The sequence below is a fragment of the Pseudomonas sp. SJZ103 genome (assembly GCF_007828335.1).
Taxonomy (GTDB): Bacteria; Pseudomonadota; Gammaproteobacteria; order Pseudomonadales; family Pseudomonadaceae; genus Aquipseudomonas.
On the sequence record NZ_VIUN01000006.1, the window covers coordinates 297,595 to 316,180 of the forward strand.

Here is an 18,586-nt window from a genome sequence, read left to right on the forward strand (position 1 = left end):
AGGGGTGGTGATTCTGCCATTCTTGGGCATGGGCGGCCTGCGTCCGGGGCGGGTGTTGCGCCCTGCCTCAGGCCTTGCAGCGCTCACTCTGCGGGGAAAGTCTGACTGGGCAGTCAGTCACGGCGCTTTACCGGGGCGGGCGTGGTGGGTAACGTCTGCGCATGCGCCGCTATAAACAGCCTCTCTATAACAAATCCTACAAGGAACCGCGTCATGAGTGAGTTGATTACTTACCACCTCGAAGACGGTATCGCGACCCTGACCCTGAGCAACGGCAAGGTGAATGCCATTTCTCCGGATGTGGTCAGTGCGTTCAATACAGCGCTGGACCAGGCCGAGAAAGATCGGGCGGTGGTGGTGATCACCGGCACGCCGGGGATTCTGTCGGGTGGGTATGACTTGAAGGTGATGACGGCCGGCCCTAAAGAAGCCATCGGCCTGGTGACGTCGGGTTCGACGTTGGCGCGTCGCCTGTTGTCGCACCCGTTCCCGGTGATTGTGGCGTGCCCTGGGCATGCGGTGGCCAAGGGTGCGTTCCTGTTGTTGTCGGCAGATTATCGGATTGGGGTGGAAGGCCCGTTCAGCATTGGCCTGAATGAGGTGGCGATCGGTATGACCATGCACCACGCCGGTATCGAATTGGCGCGGGACCGTCTGCGTAAATCGGCGTTTCATCGGTCGGTGATCAATGCCGAGATGTTTGACCCGCAAGGCGCGTTGCAGGCCGGCTTCCTCGACAAGGTGGTGGCACCTGAAGAGCTGCAGGCGGCGGCGCTGGAAGCGGCACGTCAGTTGAAGAAACTGAATATGAATGCGCATAAGCACACCAAGCTGAAGGTGCGTAAGGCGCTGCTGGAGGCGTTGGATGAAGCAATCATCCAGGATCAGGGCCATATCCTGAGTTAAGCCCTACAACCGAAACATCAGAGCCCGACCTTGCGTCGGGCTTTTTCTTACACATGAATCCGAAACATCTTTAGCCGCTCTAGCCTGCCTATGTCGGTACATGTTGAAACATGTGCTTAAACATCGCCCATCTCCTACCTCTTTAGGGGCAATTGCCGAATACAGTGCACATCCGTACACTGCGCCACCTTTTGTCACGATGGGCCGTGTCGATGCTTTTTCTGTTACGTATGCTGTTGATGGGCCTGCACTTTATGGTCGCCGGTGTACTGGGCGTTCTGCTCGGGGCCTGCCGACCGTTCAACCCGGACAACAGTCGTTTATGCGCGCGCCTCTATGCGCTGCCGGCCATGTGGATTCTGGGGCTGAAGGTGAAGACCGATGTCGACTCCCTGCGCAACAAGCCCGGCACGTGCGTGATCATCGCTAACCACCAGTCCAACTATGACCTGTTTGTGCTGGGCACCGTGGTGCCCCATCGCACCGTGTGTATCGCCAAAAAGAGCCTGAAATGGGTACCGCTGTTCGGCCAGTTGTTCTGGCTGGCGGGCAATGTGCTGATCGACCGCGGCAATGCGCACAAGGCACGTCGCGCGATGCTCACCACCACTCATACGTTGCAGCATCAGGACACGTCGATCTGGGTGTTTCCGGAAGGCACGCGCAACTTGGGCAAAGGCCTGTTGCCGTTCAAGAAAGGCGCGTTTCATATGGCCATCGCCGCTGGCGTGCCCATCGTGCAGGTGTGTGTCAGCAATTACGTCACCCATATGCGGCTCAATCGCTGGAACAGTGGTGATGTGCTCATACGCTCGTTGCCGCCGATTCCTACTGTGGGCCTGACTTCGGATGACATCCCGCAGTTGATGCAGACCTGTCAGGCGCAGATGGATGAGTGCATTGCAGCGATGGATCGCGAAGTGCAATCCGCCTGAACCCCTTATGGGGGGCTTGGCCCCCATCGCAAACAAGCTTGCTCGTCACAAAAAGCGAGCACCTGCAAACGCCGCAACGGAACGTCATTCAAGCTAAGCTGCCCAACACCTGTCCTCCTAATAAGAAGTGATCAGCACCATGGGTAGAGTTGTTGCGGCCGCCGTGTACAGCGCCGGAAAGAAAGTCACTGATATCACCCTCGACGAAGGCGCGGCCTGGGCCGCCAAACCCGGGCACTTTGTGTGGATCGGCCTGGAAGAGCCCGACGCCCAGGAGCTGGCCAATCTGCAACGCCAGTTCAACCTGCATGAGTTGGCCATCGAAGACGCCCTGGAAAAACACAGTCGCCCCAAGCTGGAAACCTTCGGTGATGCGTTGTTTATCGTCACCTATTCACCGGTGCGCGAGAACGGCAAGCTGGAGTTTATCGAGACCCATATCTTCGCCGGCAACGGCTACATCATCACCGCACGCAATGGTCACTCGGCGTCCTACGGCTTTGTCCGCCAGCGTTGTGAGGCGCGCCCGCTGTTGCTGGAGCATGGGGAAGATTTCGTACTGTATGCCCTGTTGGATTTCGTCACCGAAAACTACCAGCCGGTCAGCGAGGCGATCCACGCCGAGATCGATGAACTGGAGCGCAACGTGTTGTGCAGCTCATTGAGCGAGCGCGATATACAGAAGATCCATGGCCTGCGCCGCGATGTGCTGCGGCTCAAGCGTTACGTGGCACCGATGGTGGAGATCAGCCAGGAGCTGCAGAAGCTGAGCTTCCCGTTCATCGACAAGAACATGCGCCCGTATTTCCGCGATGTGCAGATCCACGTGACGCGGCAGATGGAAGACCTCACCACCCTACGCGACATCGCCAGCCAGACCATCGAGATCGGTGTATTGCTGGAGGCCTCGCGCCAGAGCGTGGTGCAGCGCAAGTTTGCCGCATGGGCGGCGATCCTGGCGTTCCCCACCGCAGTGGCGGGGATTTATGGGATGAACTTCCAGAACATGCCCGAGCTGCAATGGCACTACGGCTATTTTGCGGTGCTCGGGTTTATTGCGTTCGGTTGCACGAGCTTGTGGGCCAGTTTCAAGCGCTCGGGCTGGCTTTAAACCCGGGCGTCAGGCTTGTGCGCCACGAAGCGCATCATCCATTCCGCCACGGTCACGCCGTGGTGGTCGCGCGCCAGGCTGGCTACGCCGTTTGTGTAGATTTTTTCACCCAGGGTTGTCTGAAGAATCTCCAGCAACTCGCGGGAATAGTCATGGATAAATTCCGGATGCCCCTGGAAGCACAGCACTTGGTCGCCGATATGGTAGGCGGCGAACGGGCAGAATTCGCTGGAGGCGATGACCGTGGCATTGTCCGGCAAGGTGGTGACCTGGTCCTGATGGCTGATCAATAGCGTCAGCTCTGGCACTTCCGGGCTCATCCACGGTGCCTTGGCATCGAGTTTGTAGTCGTGAATGCCCATGCCCCAGCCCTGCCCCGCGCGCTCGGCCTTGCCGCCCAGCAGCAGGGCCAGCAATTGGTGGCCGAAGCAGATGCCCAGCAACTTGTCGCCGCGTTCATAGCGTTGGAGCAGGTAGGTCTTGAGAGTCTGGATCCAGGGGTCGGTGCCGAAGGAATCGGCCTTGCTGCCGGTCACCAGGTACGCATCGAACACTTCGTCGTCCGACGGGTATTCGCCCTGCACCACGTTGTACACAACGAATTCGGCGGCAATCGGCTGCTTGGAGAACAGGCGCTTGAACATCTGCCCATACCCTTGGTACTGATCGATCAAGCCTGGACGCAGGATATCGGTTTCCAGGATACAGACGCGTAGCGACATAAAAAATACCTGACACGGTGATGGGAATAATGCACACCCTAGAGCCTGCCTTGAAATACCCTGACAAGGCAAGCCCTGTACATACCCAAAACCGTCAGAAGGTCGTGTTCTGCGCAGCTTTCTCCAACAGCAACGCCGGCGGTGAGAACCGCTCCCCATACTGTTCGGCCAGGTAGCGGGCGCGGGCGATAAAGTCGTTGAGGCCGTACTGGTTGATAAACTGCAACGCGCCACCGCTCCAGGCGGCAAAGCCAATCCCGAAGATCGACCCCACGTTTGCGTCCGCGGTGGACATCAACACGCCCTCCTCCACGCAGCGCACGGTCTCGATGGCCTGGATAAACAGCAAACGGTCGCGCACATCCTGCGCCGAAATCTGCTGGTCGGCCCGCTCGAAGCGCGCTTTCAACTCAGGCCATAAATGCTTCTGCCCGCCCGCCGGGTACTCGTAAAAACCGCCCCCCGCCGCCTTGCCCGCGCGTTTGTACTCGTTCACCAACAGATCAATTACCAGCGTCGCCGGATGATTCGGCACTGCTTTACCTTCCGCCTGCAGATCCTTGGCAGCCTGCTGTCGGATATGGCTCATCAGGCTGAGGGACACTTCGTCGGACACCGCCAACGGCCCCACCGGCATACCTGCCTTGCGCGCTTCAGTCTCGATCATCGGCGCAGCCACGCCTTCGCCCAACATGGCGATGCCTTCATGGGTGAAGGTGCCGAACACCCGCGAGGTGAAGAACCCACGACTGTCGTTGACCACGATCGGAGTTTTCTTGATCTGCAGGACGAAGTCGAAACCCCGGGCCAGGGTTTCGTCCGAAGTGCGGGCGCTCTTGATAATTTCCACCAGGGGCATCTTGTCCACCGGGCTGAAGAAATGCAGTCCGATGAACTTGCCTTGATCCGGCACCGCCGTGGCCAGGCTGCTGATGGGCAAGGTGGACGTGTTGGAGGCGATGACCGCGTCGGCGCCGACCACACTGTGTGCGGCAGCCGAGACCTTGGCCTTGAGTTCACGGTCTTCGAAGACGGCCTCGATGATCAGGTCGCAGCCGACCAGATCAGTATCTGAAGCCGTAGGATGAATCCGCGCGAGGGTGGTTTCGCGCTCCTCGGCGGTCAATTGCCCACGGCTGACCTTTTTGTCCAACAGCGCCGCCGAATGTGCCTTGCCCTTCTCGGCGGCTGCCAGGTTAATGTCCTTGAGCACGACATCGATGCCCGCACAGGCGCTGACATAGGCGATGCCGGCGCCCATCATCCCGGCGCCGAGCACTCCGACCTTACGTGTCACGTAAGGCGCAAAGCCCTGAGGCCGCGAGCTGCCGGCGTTGATTTCATTGAGCTGGAACCAGAAGGTGCCCATCATGTTTTTCGCCACCTGCCCGGTGACCAATTCGGTGAAGTAGCGGGTTTCGATCAGGTGCGCGGTATCGAAGTCCACCTGCGCGCCTTCCACGGCGGCGCAGAGGATTTTTTCCGGGGCCGGGAAGCAGCCATGGGTTTTACTGCGCAAAATCGACGGTGCGATGGCGAGCATTTGCGCAACTTTCGGGCTGGACGGCGTACCGCCGGGAATCTGATAGGTCTTGTTATCCCACGGCTGTTTGGCCTGCGGATTGGCGAGAATCCAGGCGCGGGATTTGGCCAGCAGTTCAGTGCGATCCGCTGCCAACTCATCGATCAGTCCCGCTTGCAGGGCCTGCTGTGGCCGGACTTTTTTGCCTTCGAGCAAATACGGCAAAGCCTTTTCCAGCCCAAGCATGCGCACCATACGCACCACGCCCCCGCCGCCTGGCAGCAGGCCAAGGGTGACCTCCGGCAAACCGAGCTGCACCGACTTGTCATCCAGCGCGACGCGGTAGTGACACGCGAGGCAAATCTCCCAACCACCGCCGAGGGCTGCGCCATTGATGGCGGCCACCACCGGCTTGCCGAGGGTTTCCAGGCTGCGCAGTTGCGCCTTCAACACCAGGACGCTGTCGTAGAAATCCTTGGCGTGGGCCTTGTCGACCTTGATCAGTTCATTGAGGTCGCCGCCAGCGAAAAAAGTCTTCTTCGCCGAGGTGATAACCACACCGGCAATGTCGTCCTTTTCCGCTTGCAGGCGTGCGACGGTGGCCGCCATCGCCTCACGGTACACGGCGTTCATGGTGTTGGCGCTCTGGCCGGGCATGTCGAGGGTCAGCACCACGATCTGGTCCTGGCCTTTTTCGTAACGAATGGCATCGGTCATGACAAATTCCTTGGGCTCAGAGACGTTCGATAATGGTGGCGATGCCCATGCTGCCTCCGACACACAGAGTGGCCAGGCCGTAGCGCTGCTGGCGCACCTCCAGTTCATCGAGCAGGGTGCCGAGGATCGCGCAGCCCGTGGCGCCCAGCGGGTGGCCCATGGCGATGGAGCCGCCGTTGACGTTGACGCGCGCGGCATCGATACCCATGTCCTTGATGAACTTGAGCACCACCGAGGCAAAGGCTTCGTTGACCTCGAACAGGTCGATGTCTTCTACGCGCAAACCGGCCTTGGCCAGCGCTTTGCGGGTTGCCGGCGCCGGGCCTGTGAGCATGATGGTCGGGTCGGTGCTGGTGACGGCCGTGGCGACGATGCGCGCCCGAGGTTGCAAGCCCAGTTCGCGGCCCTTCGCTTCGGAGCCGATCAACATCAATGCGGCGCCGTCGACAATGCCGGAGCTGTTGCCCGGTGTGTGGACATGATGGATGCGTTCCACGTGGCTGTAGACCCGCAATGCGGTGGCGTCGAAGCCCATCTGCCCGATCATTTCGAAGCTGGGCTTGAGCTTGCCCAGGCCTTCGAGGGTGGAGTCGGCGCGAATGAATTCATCATGGTCCAGCAGCACAATGCCGTTCTGGTCCTGCACCGCGATCAACGACTTGTTGAAGGACCCGTCTGCACGCGCCCTGGCGGCTTTCTGCTGAGACTGTAGGGCAAAGCTATCGACGTCCTCACGGGTGAAGCCTTCCAGGGTGGCGATCAGGTCGGCGCCAATGCCCTGGGGCGTGAAATGGCTATGCATATTGGTTTGCGGGTCGAGCACCCAGGCGCCGCCATCGCTGCCCATGGGCACGCGGGACATGGACTCCACGCCGCCGACCACCACCAGGTCCTCAAAGCCGGAACGCACTTTCATCGCGCCGAGGTTGACCGCTTCCAGGCCGGAGGCGCAGAAGCGGTTGACCTGTACCCCTGCAACGCTGACGGCCCAGTCCGCCACCAAGGCAGCGGTCTTGGCGATGTCGGCGCCCTGGTCGCCCACCGGGGTGACGCAGCCGAGCACGATGTCATCCACTTGCTGGGTGTCGAGGTCGTTGCGTTGCGCAAGCTCGGTGAGCAAGCCCGCCACCAGATTTACCGGCTTGACGCTGTACAAGGCGCCGTCGGCCTTGCCCTTGCCGCGGGGCGTGCGTATCGCATCAAAGATCAAAGCTTGGGTCATGACGTCCTCGAACCGCTGTGCATGTGTGCCCTTACCTTAGGCCCGATTGACACGGTTTCAATGACGGATGCGCTCATTGCTTTTGACCGCCACGCTCAGACGAACGGTAGGGACCTAAGGTAATTGCCTGATTAATCGTTTTAGCTGTCTAGCCAAGGCATTGGCGCCAAGATGGCGTTATGCCTCATGCCTTTTTAAGTAGAAATACTTATTAAGTGATATGAAATGGGTCTAAGCGGCGCATAACGAGGGCTCTAAGGTTCAATCAGTAAGAAGTTGCTGCCGGGTTTTGCTGGAGCAGCTGTAAGAAAAGCGACACGTCACGTTGCGATACTGAAATACACCGGCACGCATTTGACGCTCAGGAATAACAACAAAAGGCAGTCAGCCATGTTCAAACATTCGAAAGTACGTCAGGCGGGACTTATTCTGTTCGCCACCACCCTGATTCTGATCTTGCCCAACCTGACCAAGGTTATTGGGTAAAGGTCCGACCCCTCCATTCTGTGCACTTATTGCATCAGGATTACTGCTTTTGGCAGAACCTGCCGGGACTTCGTGCATAGCGATCCTGTTGCAGGGGCTGCCTTTTTACCCGCGTTTTTCCGGTATCGTGAGCCCTATCGCCACTTAATACGGGGCCGCCGCCTTGAAACCGATCTTCGCATTCCTAGCCGTGTTGCTCGCCCTGCCCGCTTCGGCGGCGCAGTTGACCGTCGAGCTGGATCACACGCGCAAGACGTGGCAAACCGCTGACCTGCTCAAGCATCCGGACGCGCAGACAGTGCAGGTCGTTGATGACGTTTCCTACAAGCGCAACATGACCTATCGCGCAGTCCCGCTGGCAGTGCTCCTACCGGATATCCAGCCCGATAACCATCTGCAAGCCGTTGCCCTGGATGGATTCGCCGCGGAACTGACGGCCGCACCGTTGCTGCAAAAAAACGGCGCCCGCGCCTGGCTGGCCGTGGAAGACCCGGCCCACCCGTGGCCCCCATTGGCAGACGGCAAGCCGAGTGCCGGGCCGTTCTACCTGGTGTGGACCGATCCGCAGGCCGGGCATATCAGCCCGGAGCAGTGGCCGTTCCAGATTTCCGCGATCAAGCAGTTGAAGACCGTAGCTGAACGTTTTCCCGCGTTGTTGCCCGACCCGACATTGGCGGTCGATGATCCGGTCAACCAGGGCTTTGCGCTGTTCCAGAAGAACTGCCTGGCCTGCCACCGCCTCAATGGCGCCGGCGATGCACAGGTGGGACCCGACCTGAATGTTCCCTACAACCCTACGGAATATTTCAGCGGCGACTTCCTCAAGCGCTATATCCGCGACCCGCAGAGCCTGAGGCACTGGCCGCAGGCGAAGATGCCAGCGTTCGCCGCCAGTGTGTTGCCTGACAGCGAGCTGGAGTTGCTGGTGGGGTACTTGAAGCATATGGCGGGGCGTAAACAACAACACTGACCCCACCTTAATCTCTGTGGCGAGCGGGTTATTGCTGCTGGACCAGGACCACCGGCGTCGGCGCCACGAACACCTTGGCATGCATCTGCTCATGCCCACCGCCACGGCGCATGCCGCGCACCGGGCAGGCGTCGAGGTAGTCCAGGCCCACAGCGAGTTTCAAATGCCGCTCCGGCCGGGCCAGTTGGTTGGTCACGTCAAAGCTGTACCAGGCGTCATCCAGCCAGGCTTCGGCCCAGGCGTGGCTGGCCAGGTGAGTGCTGTCTTCCGTGTACAAATACCCCGATACATACCGCGCAGGAATGCCCAGGCTGCGCGCGCAGGCCAGGAACGCATGGGTATGGTCCTGGCACACCCCCGCCCGCCCAGCGAAGGCCTGGGCGGCGCAGGTGTCGACTTCGGTGGCACCCGGCGTGTAAACCATCGACTGGTTGAGGGCGTGCATCAGGTCGATCAACGCGGTGCGATCACGCCGCTGATGGCAATGCTGTTGCGCAAAGGCGCGCAGGGCTTCGTCGGGCTCGGTCAGGCGAGTACAGCGCAGGAACGGAAAGGCTGACTGGCTCTCGTGTTCAGCCTCACGCAGCTCATCGATATCCACCTGGCCACGGGCGCCGATGATGATCGCGTCGTGGGGTTCGTCCAGGGTTAGCACGTGCAGGATGTTGCCGAATGGATCTATCTGCGCGCGCACCGGGCGTGGCAGGTCCAGTTGCCAACTGAGCACATGCTGGCGCTCGCTGTCGTGGGGCGTTAGGCGCAGGTACTGGATGCTGGCGCGTACCTGGTCGTCGTAGTGGTAAGTGGTTTCGTGACTGATGGAGAGTCTCATGCAGCCTCCAGGTAGGAACTGTAGATGGCGTCGCCCAACTGGCGAACCAAGGGGATAAAGTCGGTCAGCCAGGCGTGCAGGCCTTCCTCGAGGATTTCATCGATGGCGGTAAACCGCAGGCGCGCGTCCATCTCGGCGGCCAGGCGCTGGGCCGGACGGCCGTTGATGCCGGGCAGGCTGGCGAGGATCTGGTCGATCTCTTCGCTGCAGGCTCGCAGCGAGCGCGGTACATCGGCGCGCAACAGCAACAGTTCCGCGACTTGTCGGGCCCCTGGGGCGTCGCGGTAGATCTCGGTATAGGCCTCGAACGACGATAACGCGCGCAGCAAGGCACTCCACTGATAGTAGGCGTGGGCAGTGCCATCGGTGACGGCGTCGGCCTGGTCGCCGGCCATTTCATAACGCGCATCCAGCAGGCGCAGGGTGTTGTCGGCGCGCTCGATAAACGTACCCAGCCGAATAAAACGAAAGGCGTCATTGCGCATGATGGTGCCGTAGGTCGCCCCCCGAAACAGATGGGAACGCTCCTTGACCCACTCGCAAAACCGGCTCATGCCGTAGCGGCTGAGACCCTGCTGTGAGATTTCGCGAATATCCAGCCACGTGGCGTTGATGTTTTCCCACATGTCCGCGGTAATTCGCCCACGAACGGCATGGGCACTGGCCCGCGCGGCGCCGAGACAACTGTAGATACTGGCCGGGTTGGCCGCATCCAGTGCGAAAAAATGCAACAGGCGTTCGGCATGCAATTCACCGTGGCGCTCGCGATAATCATCCAGCGTGCCGGTGATCAACAGCGGCATGGCCAGTTCATGCAGACCATCACCGCGCCCATCCTGGGGCATCAGCGACAGCGAATAACTGACATCGAGCATGCGCGCGAGGTTTTCAGCGCGTTCCAGGTAGCGCGACATCCAGTACAAATCCGAGGCAGTTCTACTCAACATGGCATCAATCCTCGACCACCCAGGTATCTTTGGTGCCGCCGCCCTGGGATGAATTGACCACCAGCGACCCTTCGCGCAGCGCGACACGGGTCAAGCCGCCGGGTACCACCCGGGTTTCCTTGCCGGACAACACGAACGGGCGCAGGTCGATATGGCGCGGCGCAATGCCGTTTTCGACAAAGGTCGGGCAGGTGGATAAGCACAGGGTTGGCTGTGCGATATAGGCGTGGGGCTTGGCCTTGATGCGGGCGCGGAAGGCTTCGATTTCAGCGGCCGTGGACGCCGGCCCCACCAGCATGCCGTAGCCGCCGGAGCCCTGGGTTTCCTTCACCACCAGGTCCGGCAGGTTGGCCAGCACGTGTGACAATTCGTCGGGCTTACGGCATTGGAAGGTGGGAACGTTCTGCAGGATCGGTTCTTCATCCAGGTAAAAACGGATCATCTCGGTGACGAAGGGGTACACAGACTTGTCATCCGCTACCCCGGTGCCGATGGCATTGGCCAGCACCACATTGCCCGAGCGATACGCCGCCAGCAGGCCGGGCACGCCGAGCATGGAGTCCGGGTTGAACGCCAGCGGGTCGAGGAATGCGTCGTCAAGGCGACGGTAGATCACGTCCACGGCTTTGGGGCCGTCGGTGGTGCGCATGAATACGCGGTCGTCGCGCACGAACAGATCCGCGCCTTCCACCAACTCCACACCCATTTCCCGGGCTAAAAACGCATGCTCAAAGAACGCGCTGTTGAAGCGCCCCGGAGTCAGTACCACCACGCTTGGGTTATCCAGGGGGCTGGCACTTTTAAGGGTATCGAGCAGCAGGTTGGGGTAATGGTCGATCGGCGCGATACGCTGAGCGGCGAACAACTCGGGGAACAGGCGCATCATCATCTTGCGGTCTTCGAGCATGTAGCTCACACCGCTGGGTGTACGCAGGTTGTCTTCCAGCACGTAGTAGGTGCCGTCGCCATCGCGTACGAGGTCGACCCCGGAGATGTGGGAATACAGATCGCGGTGCAGGTTCAGCCCCTGCATCGCCAACTGGTATTGCTCGTTAGCCAGCACCTGTTCGGCGGGAATGATCCCGGCCTTGATGATGCGTTGGTCGTGATAGAGGTCGGCGAGAAACATGTTCAGCGCCTTGACCCGTTGGATGCAGCCACGTTCGACCATTCGCCATTCGCTGGCGGGAATGCTGCGAGGGATGGTGTCAAAAGGAATCAGGCGCTCGGTGCCCTGCTCGTCCCCGTAAAGCGTGAAGGTGATCCCGGCGCGGTGAAACAGCAAGTCGGCTTCGCGCCGGCGCTGGGCCAGCAGTTCAGCGGGGGTTTCGGACAACCAGCGGGCGAACTCGCGGTAGTGAGGGCGAACCTGCCCTGCCCCATCGTACATTTCGTCGTAATAAGTGCGGATCATGCCGTACTCCTTGTCACCCGGACGCAAGAACCATCGCAAGGCCCGTGCCAGCGGCATAAACACTTAAAAATCAGTGGGTTGAATATAAGCAAAGACCTGATCGCACCGTCCTGGTGCGCAGAATCCCCACTGCACTGCTGCACGCTTCATGGCAATGCAAGCTTTGGCTATCAACAGCATAGTCAGAGTTGATTTCACTGCCCACGCAAGCCTGCGGATAATCGGCCCCATCAGTTGAACAGGACACGTCCTACAGCCTTACCCATCCCGCACTCGGTACCTTGAGGCTCGTGTACTGACCGGCTCCTGCGGTCTTCCCTTTCAGCCACCCCTTTCGGGTGGCTTTTTTTTTGGTGCAAGAAAGGGCAGCGCAAGTTCCGAAAACCTTCACGCAGCCCATACAAAATCGGCCGACCCTAAGGTCAGCCGATACGCTGCGTTGCTCATACAGTCGCGCTACATGGGTAACCCACGCACCTCCTGCTTGACGCCCCATCCTTCGATGATCCCTCCCAGCGGCTCAACCACCGCTTCAAAGTCTTGCTCGAAGTCTCCTATGCCGTCGTAGGTTGCAAACATGATCTTGCTCAGTTCCAAGTACCAGGCGCCATCGTCGCGCGCACTGACTTGGGCATTCAAGGACTCGCCACGAAATTCACCCGCAGCCCTGCGCGCCCGTTCCTCATCCGGGAAAATGGCGTAGAACTCAATGGGGTGGAAACGTGAAAAGTCGAAGCCGCCTTCTTTCATGCGGCGCAGAACGTTGGTGCTGATGTCTTCTTGATAGGCTGTGCTCATGAAACGTCCTCCTCAAACCGATGGATAGACTTTCCGTGCTTCCCAAAGCCCGCGCGCTGACGGCGCGGGTACCACGGCAACAACATCACCACGGGAAAACAAGCATGTAGCTGACAAGACCAGACCTTAGCGATTCATTCGCTGATCTCACTTGCAGAGTAGCGCGAAGCTATCACCTCCACCAGAGGTGCTTGAATGGCATACAGGGAATATTCAGGCGGCGGGAGAGATGTCGAGGATTTGAATACTGTTCTGATCTTTGAGGATCTTGACCGTTGGCTCGGGTTTGCGCCCCTCAAGATCATTGAGGTCCAGTTCGGCGGCCACCGGCACCAACTTGTTGCGAATCATGTGTGCCGCATCTTCGAGGCTGGGCTTCTGCTCGCAGGTGAACTGCTCCACGGACTGTACGCCGTGATCATCAACGAAGGTAATCTGCCACTTTTGCATCGGTGCCTCCTCGATAAAACCCGTGTGTGGGTTCACAACTATCTGGACCTTGAGGGCTCGGCAAACGTTCCACTCAGGTCAGGAGGCACCGGATCAACTGCGTTTATTTTTCAGCGTGTTCTTTCAAGGCTTTCAAGGTGTTGAACGGCGCCTCCACCACGAACTTGTTGGCCAACCACGACGGCACGCTGCCGCCTGGCTCGGTGTGTACCTGGTAGGTGACTTCGGTCTCATTGGCGCCTTTAGGCACCAGTTTCCAGAAGCCCTCGACCTGGGCGACACGCACGTAGCCTTTTTCTTCGGGCTTGTAGGTCGGCACGCCCTGCAACTTGCGGGTCACGCTGCCGTCGGCGTCCTTGGTGGTGGTGACATGGATGTACGAATCACGATCGGTCACCGGGAACGGCGCCTTGAACTGGGTGTAGGTCCAGGCCTCATCGCCTTTCTTGTCGACCAGCTTCTGGGATTTGCACTCATGAATCCACGAACAGGCGCCGACCACATCTTCCTGCAGGGCCTGGATCTTGGCGACAGGCGCCTTGATCACGGTCACACCGCGATACGCCTTGTATTTGGAGCCGGCGACTTCGCTCAGGGACACCTTGATACCGTCTTCATCCTTGGCGACTTGCCAATCCTCAGCCTGGGCAGTGGCAGTAAATAACAGCGTAAAACCGCACAGCACAGCCAGTCGTTTCAGCGAACCCATTGTTTTATTCCTTATTGTTGAAGTTCCAATAGTAAAGCCCATCAAGCCGCCGTCATCTGCTCCCACCAGCCGATCAACCGGATCGCATCGGCCTGGTCGGTGCCGCAGACATCGATATCCGCCTTGAAATCACTGCACACCGCCGGGCGCTCCGGTTGGCCGAACAGTTGGCACAACTGTTCGACCGACAGGTGCAGGCAGCGTTCGCCCGCCGGTTTGCCATTGGGCATTCCGGGTAAGGGCGAACTGATGGAGGGGGCGATGCAGCAGGCGCCACAGCCTTCACGGCAATTCATGACCAGCAGGTCCTCGACGACTCAATAGGGATGGCCGGGCTAGAGTACGCCCTTAAACAGCCGTTTTAAAATGGTCTAACAGGGGTTTTTCGCACAAAACAAAAGTGACCGATCAGTCTGCGACAGATGGTCGATGGCCTGCGTCACTTCTTAGGAAAAAGTTTACTGCTTGAACTCGAACTCCAAAGCAGCACCTTCCACTTCACGGCGCTCTTCGTTGCGCAATTGCAGCTTCATCTCATTGCTGAGCAAACGGCCGTTGATCTGGAACGCACTGTTGTCGGTGGGCTTTTCACCGAACATCGGCGGCAACAACGGCACGCTTTTGGGCTTGGGCATGGTACCTAAGGGCTGCAGATGCCTGACCATGTCCGAAGGCAGGGACAAATCCAACTGTGCCGGTGGCAGCTTGGTTTGCGCCACTTCCTGGGCTGACTTGGATTTTTTCGCCGTCGACGCCCGTTTTTTCGCCGTGGTGGTTGGCTTCTTCGCGACGGGGGCTTGCTTGGCGGAGGTTGGTTTTTTTACCGGGGCATCCTGCTGGGTATCGGCAGCAGGCTTGTTTTCAGCCACGGGTGCCGCCGCCAGCACTGTGCTGACGTTACACAGGCTCAACAGGCCAACCACCAAAGCAGCGCGAACAATCGAGGTCATATTGCCTACAGCATTAACGGCAGAGGGCCATATGCTCGCTTGTTGTGCGCGGCATGACAAGCACGGTGATCAGCCAGCCATCGGCGTTGTCCCTTTTCGACACCTCAAAAGCCGGCTGCGGTTTCCTGGCATAACTGGCTGGCCAGCATCCCCAGGGTCATCAGCGCGCGCTCTGCTTCGCGGTTCCACGGTGTGCCGCAGTTAAGGCGAATACAGTGGTTGAACTGCTCGGTGTTGCTGAAGATCAACCCCGGCGCAATGCTGATGCCCTGTTGCAGGGCACGCACGTGCAGTTCCTGAGTATTGACCCGCCCAGGCAAACTGACCCACAAGATAAAGCCGCCCGTCGGACGGGTCATCTGGGTGCCTTCCGGGAAATACTGCTGCACCGCCAGTTGGAAGGCACTGAGATTCTTGCGGTATTCCTGGCGAATGTAACGCAGGTGCCGATCGTAGCCACCGTTCTCCAGGTACGCCGCCACGCCCATCTGGGTGACGCTGCATGCCGAATGGGTGCTGAACATTTGCAGGCGCTGGATTTCCTGCTGGTACTTGCCGGCGATCATCCAGCCGATGCGCACACCCGGCGACAAGGTCTTGGAGAAACTTGAGCAATAGATGACCCGGTCGAGGCGGTCGTAGGCCTTAAGGGCCTTGGTGCGGCCGAGTTCGAACATCAGTTCGCCGTAAATATCGTCTTCGACAATCTGGATATCGAAATCCGACGCCAGGCGCAGCAACTGTTTCTGCCGTTCCTCGGGCATGGTGCCGCCCAGGGGGTTGCTCAGGCGGGTGGTCAGCACCAGGGCCTTGATCGACCATTGATTGGCCGCCAGTTGCAAGGCTTCCAGGCTCATGCCGGTAGACGGGTCGCTGGGGATCTCGATGACCTTGAGGCCCAGCAGGTCGGCCAGTTGCAGCAAGCCGTAATAGGTCGGTGATTCAGCCGCGATCAAGTCGCCGGGGCGTGTCAGCACCCGCAGGGACATCTGCAATGCATCAACACAGCCATGGGTGATCACCACTTCGGAAGGGTCCACCACCACGCCGGCGTCACGCATGCGAATCGCCACCTGACGGCGCAGCGGCTCGAAACCGGGGCTGAACATGTAGCTGAAAGCGCGTGGGCTCTGGAAGCGCGTGACCTTGGCCAATTGCTGGTGCAGCGCCCGTACCGGCAAATAATCGACGCTCGGCACGGCGGCGCCCAACGGGAATACGCCTTCGCGGCGCGACTCGCCCAATACCTGCTGGATAATGCTGCTGCGGGTGACCAACCCCGGGCGCTCGACCCGCGCGATGTCCGGCGTCGGCGCCGTCAGCGCTGGCGTCTGGTGCACGTAGTAACCGGACTGCGGCCGCGCCCGGATCAGCCCCTGGTCTTCCAGGTTGGCATAAGCCTGCAATACCGTGGCGTGGCTGACATTGAGCTGGGAGCTCATCTTGCGCACCGAAGGCACGCGCTCACCCGGTTGATAGACACCGCGACGGATATCCTCAGCCAGTTGCTGGGCGATACGTTGGTAAAGCAACAGATTGGTCATGACGCAGCACTCGATTTCACGGGTATTTTATTTTTGTGTGAAACATACCGGCACAGTTTAGAAGTGTACGGGGACAGTTGCCACAATAGTCGAGCGCGGCTGGCAGTGATAGCAAAAACTGTAAGGGTGGCGGATAGAATTTTCAGGGGTGTGCAGAAAAATGTGGGAGGGGGCTTGCCCCCGATGACGGAGTGTCAGTCACCCAAAATATTGACTGAACCACCGCTATCGGGGACAAGCCCCCTCCCACACTTTTGATCTGTGCTAGGCGTTAGCGCGCGGCGCCCAGTTGGCCTTTTTCGTCGGAGAACACTATTTCCACGCGACGATTCTGCGCGCGGCCACGTTCGGAGGCGTTGGCTTCCACCGGGTACTGGTCGCCGTAGCCCTCAACCTGGATGCGTTTTTCGTCGATCCCCAGATCCACCAGCACATCGGCCACCGATTGCGCACGATCACGGGACAGTTTGAGGTTTTCCTGCTGACCGCCCGTATTGTCGGCGTACCCCTCGATGCGCACCACACGCTTGGGGTTCAGTTGCAGGAACTGCACGATTTTCAACACGGTGCGGTTGGCCGAGTTTTTCAACTCCGCTTCACCGGTATCGAACAGCACGTCGCCCAGGGTCATCACCAGGCCACGATCAGTCTGGGTGGTGGTCAGGCTGGCGATCTGTTCTTCGAGCCATTTACCCTGCTGCTGCACGCTGATCAGCTTGCTTTCACGCAGGGCCAATTGCAGGCGCTGGCGTTCCAGTTCGAGCTTGGCAGCACGTTCTTCGTTGAGTGCCTGCTCGGTGTGTTCGCGGGCAATGGCGCTGTAGCGCTGGCTCAGGTAGGCGTAATGCACCACGTCGGCACCGCTGCCCCAGTAGCTGGACAAGCGGTCGGCCCGTGCCAGGGATTCACCGGCGCGGATGACGTCCTTGGGTGCGATACGCAGCACGTTGGCGTCTTCCTTGACCTTTTGGAAGTCGCTGCCCGCCTGTTGTAAGGCCTGTTCGCCATTGGGGTGGCTGGCACAACCGCCGAGTGCCGCACTGCCCAACAGCACAGCACACCCCAGACCACGGATCATCGGGTTCATTGGGCTTCTCCCAGCTGCAATTGCTTGCGCAGGCGCGTGATGCGGGTGTTGAGCACGTTCAGTTGTTCCTGGCTCTTGCGGGTCAGTACTTGGGCTTCGGCCAGGCGCGCATCCAGCTCGGCCTGTTCGGCCTGCATGCGCGCGTCCTTGTAGGATTGCTCGGCCATGTCGGCCTTGGCCCGGGCGAATTTGTCCTCGGCCAGTTTAAGTTCGGGTGATTCATCGGCGCTGGCGCCCACGGCGTTGGCTTGTACCAGGGCTTGCTGGGTAAGACGAATTTGTTCATTCGGCGCAGGATCGGCTGCACATCCCGCCAGAGCGACAACGGCGAGGGCCGCGAAAAAAGGTCGAAGAGTCACTGAAAATCCCTACTTTGTTGGGGTGCCGACGGGTTGTTGCAATTGCGCTTTCCAACGCTCCAGATTGCGCTGCAACGCGGCTTCCGTCACACCAGACCCGCGCAATTCTGTCATCTTTTTGGCCAGCTGTCCGCGCAGCCAGGGATCATTGCAGGCCGAGTTATGGGAAATCGCCAGGTACAGGCCGGGCTGATCGACGGGCACATCGCGGGCTACCAGGTCATTGCTCATGCCCAGGGTCTGGGCCATGGCCATGCCGGAGTAACGCCCGGCCAGCACGTAGTCCACTTCCCCCAGCAGCAGTTTCTGAAAGGCCGGGGTCAACGTGGGCAGGCGTTGCAGGGTCAGTTGCTGGGCGGCGAAGGTTTCAAAGTCGCGGCTCAAGCGCGCACGTTCCGACACCGCGCCCTTGTGACCATGCAGGTCGGCCGCCGTGGTGTAGGCCAGGGCCGAATCCTTGCGGGTCCAGACCAGATAATCGAGCTGCACCAGCTCCGGGTGGATGTAGTCGAGGGTTTCCAGCTCACCAAGGTTCAGCGGTGCATCGGCGAGGATGTCCATGCGCCCGCTGCGCACTTCGTCCAGGGCCTGGGAGCGCTTGCCACCGTAGAGCAGGTCGATTTTCAACCCAAGATCCTTGGCTACCTGCTGCAATACGTCGGCGGTGGCGCCGATCAGGTGCGTCGGGTCTTGGGGATCGCGCCACAGCAGCGGCGGTGCGTCCGGGCTGCCGGTGATCACCAGGCGATCACATTTGCCGGCGGCCAGGGACAGGCTCGGCAGCAGCGTAAGTCCCAGCAGTACGGCCCAGGGGCGCAGTTCCATGGCGGTTTCTCCGGTGTTCAAAAAAGCCAGGCAAAAAAAAGCCCGGTCACAAGACCGGGCTCTTTATAAGTGAAGCGGCT

Annotated in this window: 19 protein-coding genes; 4 read left to right on the forward strand and 15 right to left on the reverse strand. The window is 59.8% G+C overall.

Features of this window, described 5'->3' with window-relative positions:
* Positions 1-213: 213 nt before the first annotated feature.
* The 3 genes from FBY10_RS16305 to FBY10_RS16315 all read left to right on the forward strand — a co-directional run bounded on the left by FBY10_RS16305 (position 214) and on the right by FBY10_RS16315 (position 2,952).
* Positions 214-906, forward strand: a complete 693-nt coding sequence (locus FBY10_RS16305) for a crotonase/enoyl-CoA hydratase family protein (protein WP_131699716.1) — start codon at positions 214-216, stop codon at positions 904-906.
* Between the two features lie 212 nt (positions 907-1,118).
* On the forward strand, positions 1,119-1,841 hold the full coding sequence (locus FBY10_RS16310) for a 1-acyl-sn-glycerol-3-phosphate acyltransferase (protein ID WP_145337039.1): 723 nt from the start codon (positions 1,119-1,121) through the stop codon (positions 1,839-1,841).
* 139 nt (positions 1,842-1,980) lie between these two features.
* The gene (locus FBY10_RS16315; RefSeq protein WP_145337040.1) at positions 1,981-2,952 is read left to right on the forward strand and encodes a magnesium and cobalt transport protein CorA; all 972 of its coding nucleotides are present in this window, start codon (positions 1,981-1,983) and stop codon (positions 2,950-2,952) included.
* On the opposite strand, the gene FBY10_RS16320 is transcribed toward FBY10_RS16315, so the two are convergent.
* The 3 genes from FBY10_RS16320 to FBY10_RS16330 form a co-directional block, all read right to left on the reverse strand.
* Positions 2,949-3,674 (reverse strand): amidotransferase, encoded by a 726-nt coding sequence (locus tag FBY10_RS16320; RefSeq protein ID WP_145337041.1) that lies wholly within the window; start codon positions 3,672-3,674, stop codon positions 2,949-2,951. The genes FBY10_RS16315 and FBY10_RS16320 overlap by 4 nt on opposite strands.
* A 94-nt stretch (positions 3,675-3,768) precedes the next feature.
* Entirely contained in the window at positions 3,769-5,913 is a 2,145-nt protein-coding gene (locus tag FBY10_RS16325) for a 3-hydroxyacyl-CoA dehydrogenase NAD-binding domain-containing protein (protein WP_145337042.1), read from the reverse strand.
* A gap of 16 nt (positions 5,914-5,929) precedes the next feature.
* Complete coding sequence (locus FBY10_RS16330) at positions 5,930-7,135, reverse strand: acetyl-CoA C-acetyltransferase (RefSeq protein WP_145337043.1); 1,206 nt, start codon at positions 7,133-7,135, stop codon at positions 5,930-5,932.
* Between the two features lie 649 nt (positions 7,136-7,784).
* Between FBY10_RS16330 and FBY10_RS16335 the strand changes: the two genes are divergently transcribed.
* Positions 7,785-8,591, forward strand: coding sequence for a cytochrome c (locus FBY10_RS16335; RefSeq protein WP_131699722.1), 807 nt, complete (start codon positions 7,785-7,787; stop codon positions 8,589-8,591).
* Positions 8,592-8,619: 28 nt separating this feature from the next.
* Here the strand turns inward: FBY10_RS16335 and FBY10_RS16340 are convergent, their stop codons facing one another.
* From FBY10_RS16340 to FBY10_RS16395, 12 genes are all read right to left on the reverse strand, one after another.
* Positions 8,620-9,423, reverse strand: a complete 804-nt coding sequence (locus FBY10_RS16340) for a transglutaminase family protein (RefSeq protein WP_131699723.1) — start codon at positions 9,421-9,423, stop codon at positions 8,620-8,622.
* Positions 9,420-10,370: an alpha-E domain-containing protein gene (locus FBY10_RS16345; protein WP_053139428.1), complete on the reverse strand. Its 951-nt coding sequence runs from the start codon at positions 10,368-10,370 to the stop codon at positions 9,420-9,422. The genes FBY10_RS16340 and FBY10_RS16345 overlap by 4 nt, the downstream gene beginning before the upstream one ends.
* Positions 10,371-10,374: 4 nt before the next feature.
* The gene (locus FBY10_RS16350) at positions 10,375-11,784 is read right to left on the reverse strand and encodes a circularly permuted type 2 ATP-grasp protein (RefSeq protein ID WP_131699724.1); all 1,410 of its coding nucleotides are present in this window, start codon (positions 11,782-11,784) and stop codon (positions 10,375-10,377) included.
* Positions 11,785-12,240: 456 nt separating this feature from the next.
* The gene (locus FBY10_RS16355; RefSeq protein ID WP_015885395.1) at positions 12,241-12,582 is read right to left on the reverse strand and encodes a ribonuclease E inhibitor RraB; all 342 of its coding nucleotides are present in this window, start codon (positions 12,580-12,582) and stop codon (positions 12,241-12,243) included.
* A gap of 213 nt (positions 12,583-12,795) precedes the next feature.
* Positions 12,796-13,032 carry a hypothetical protein gene (locus FBY10_RS16360; protein ID WP_048731221.1) on the reverse strand — a complete coding sequence of 79 codons (237 nt, stop codon included), beginning with the start codon at positions 13,030-13,032 and terminating at the stop codon, positions 12,796-12,798.
* Between the two features lie 103 nt (positions 13,033-13,135).
* Positions 13,136-13,741, reverse strand: a complete 606-nt coding sequence (locus FBY10_RS16365) for an START domain-containing protein (protein ID WP_131699725.1) — start codon at positions 13,739-13,741, stop codon at positions 13,136-13,138.
* Between the two features lie 41 nt (positions 13,742-13,782).
* Positions 13,783-14,037 (reverse strand): YkgJ family cysteine cluster protein, encoded by a 255-nt coding sequence (locus FBY10_RS16370; RefSeq protein ID WP_017527406.1) that lies wholly within the window; start codon positions 14,035-14,037, stop codon positions 13,783-13,785.
* Between the two features lie 162 nt (positions 14,038-14,199).
* Positions 14,200-14,691: a translation initiation factor 2 gene (locus FBY10_RS16375; protein WP_131699726.1), complete on the reverse strand. Its 492-nt coding sequence runs from the start codon at positions 14,689-14,691 to the stop codon at positions 14,200-14,202.
* A gap of 104 nt (positions 14,692-14,795) precedes the next feature.
* Complete coding sequence (locus tag FBY10_RS16380) at positions 14,796-16,235, reverse strand: PLP-dependent aminotransferase family protein (protein WP_017527404.1); 1,440 nt, start codon at positions 16,233-16,235, stop codon at positions 14,796-14,798.
* A 271-nt stretch (positions 16,236-16,506) separates the two neighbouring features.
* Positions 16,507-17,322: an OmpA family protein gene (locus tag FBY10_RS16385; protein ID WP_131699727.1), complete on the reverse strand. Its 816-nt coding sequence runs from the start codon at positions 17,320-17,322 to the stop codon at positions 16,507-16,509.
* Positions 17,319-17,681 carry a DUF4398 domain-containing protein gene (locus FBY10_RS16390; protein WP_131699728.1) on the reverse strand — a complete coding sequence of 121 codons (363 nt, stop codon included), beginning with the start codon at positions 17,679-17,681 and terminating at the stop codon, positions 17,319-17,321. Before FBY10_RS16390 ends, FBY10_RS16385 begins: the two co-directional genes overlap by 4 nt.
* Before the next feature lie 9 nt (positions 17,682-17,690).
* The gene (locus FBY10_RS16395; protein ID WP_145337044.1) at positions 17,691-18,506 is read right to left on the reverse strand and encodes an ABC transporter substrate-binding protein; all 816 of its coding nucleotides are present in this window, start codon (positions 18,504-18,506) and stop codon (positions 17,691-17,693) included.
* Positions 18,507-18,586 lie beyond the last annotated feature (80 nt).

Coding starts and splice junctions, on each gene's coding strand:
- FBY10_RS16305 (WP_131699716.1), top strand. CDS start 214: ATGAGTGAGTTGATTACTTACCACCTCGAAGACGGTATCGCGACCCTG.
- FBY10_RS16310 (WP_145337039.1), top strand. CDS start 1,119: ATGCTTTTTCTGTTACGTATGCTGTTGATGGGCCTGCACTTTATGGTC.
- FBY10_RS16315 (WP_145337040.1), top strand. CDS start 1,981: ATGGGTAGAGTTGTTGCGGCCGCCGTGTACAGCGCCGGAAAGAAAGTC.
- FBY10_RS16320 (WP_145337041.1), bottom strand. CDS start 3,674: ATGTCGCTACGCGTCTGTATCCTGGAAACCGATATCCTGCGTCCAGGC.
- FBY10_RS16325 (WP_145337042.1), bottom strand. CDS start 5,913: ATGACCGATGCCATTCGTTACGAAAAAGGCCAGGACCAGATCGTGGTG.
- FBY10_RS16330 (WP_145337043.1), bottom strand. CDS start 7,135: ATGACCCAAGCTTTGATCTTTGATGCGATACGCACGCCCCGCGGCAAG.
- FBY10_RS16340 (WP_131699723.1), bottom strand. CDS start 9,423: ATGAGACTCTCCATCAGTCACGAAACCACTTACCACTACGACGACCAG.
- FBY10_RS16345 (WP_053139428.1), bottom strand. CDS start 10,370: ATGTTGAGTAGAACTGCCTCGGATTTGTACTGGATGTCGCGCTACCTG.
- FBY10_RS16350 (WP_131699724.1), bottom strand. CDS start 11,784: ATGATCCGCACTTATTACGACGAAATGTACGATGGGGCAGGGCAGGTT.
- FBY10_RS16355 (WP_015885395.1), bottom strand. CDS start 12,582: ATGAGCACAGCCTATCAAGAAGACATCAGCACCAACGTTCTGCGCCGC.
- FBY10_RS16360 (WP_048731221.1), bottom strand. CDS start 13,032: ATGCAAAAGTGGCAGATTACCTTCGTTGATGATCACGGCGTACAGTCC.
- FBY10_RS16365 (WP_131699725.1), bottom strand. CDS start 13,741: ATGGGTTCGCTGAAACGACTGGCTGTGCTGTGCGGTTTTACGCTGTTA.
- FBY10_RS16370 (WP_017527406.1), bottom strand. CDS start 14,037: ATGAATTGCCGTGAAGGCTGTGGCGCCTGCTGCATCGCCCCCTCCATC.
- FBY10_RS16375 (WP_131699726.1), bottom strand. CDS start 14,691: ATGACCTCGATTGTTCGCGCTGCTTTGGTGGTTGGCCTGTTGAGCCTG.
- FBY10_RS16380 (WP_017527404.1), bottom strand. CDS start 16,235: ATGACCAATCTGTTGCTTTACCAACGTATCGCCCAGCAACTGGCTGAG.
- FBY10_RS16385 (WP_131699727.1), bottom strand. CDS start 17,322: ATGAACCCGATGATCCGTGGTCTGGGGTGTGCTGTGCTGTTGGGCAGT.
- FBY10_RS16395 (WP_145337044.1), bottom strand. CDS start 18,506: ATGGAACTGCGCCCCTGGGCCGTACTGCTGGGACTTACGCTGCTGCCG.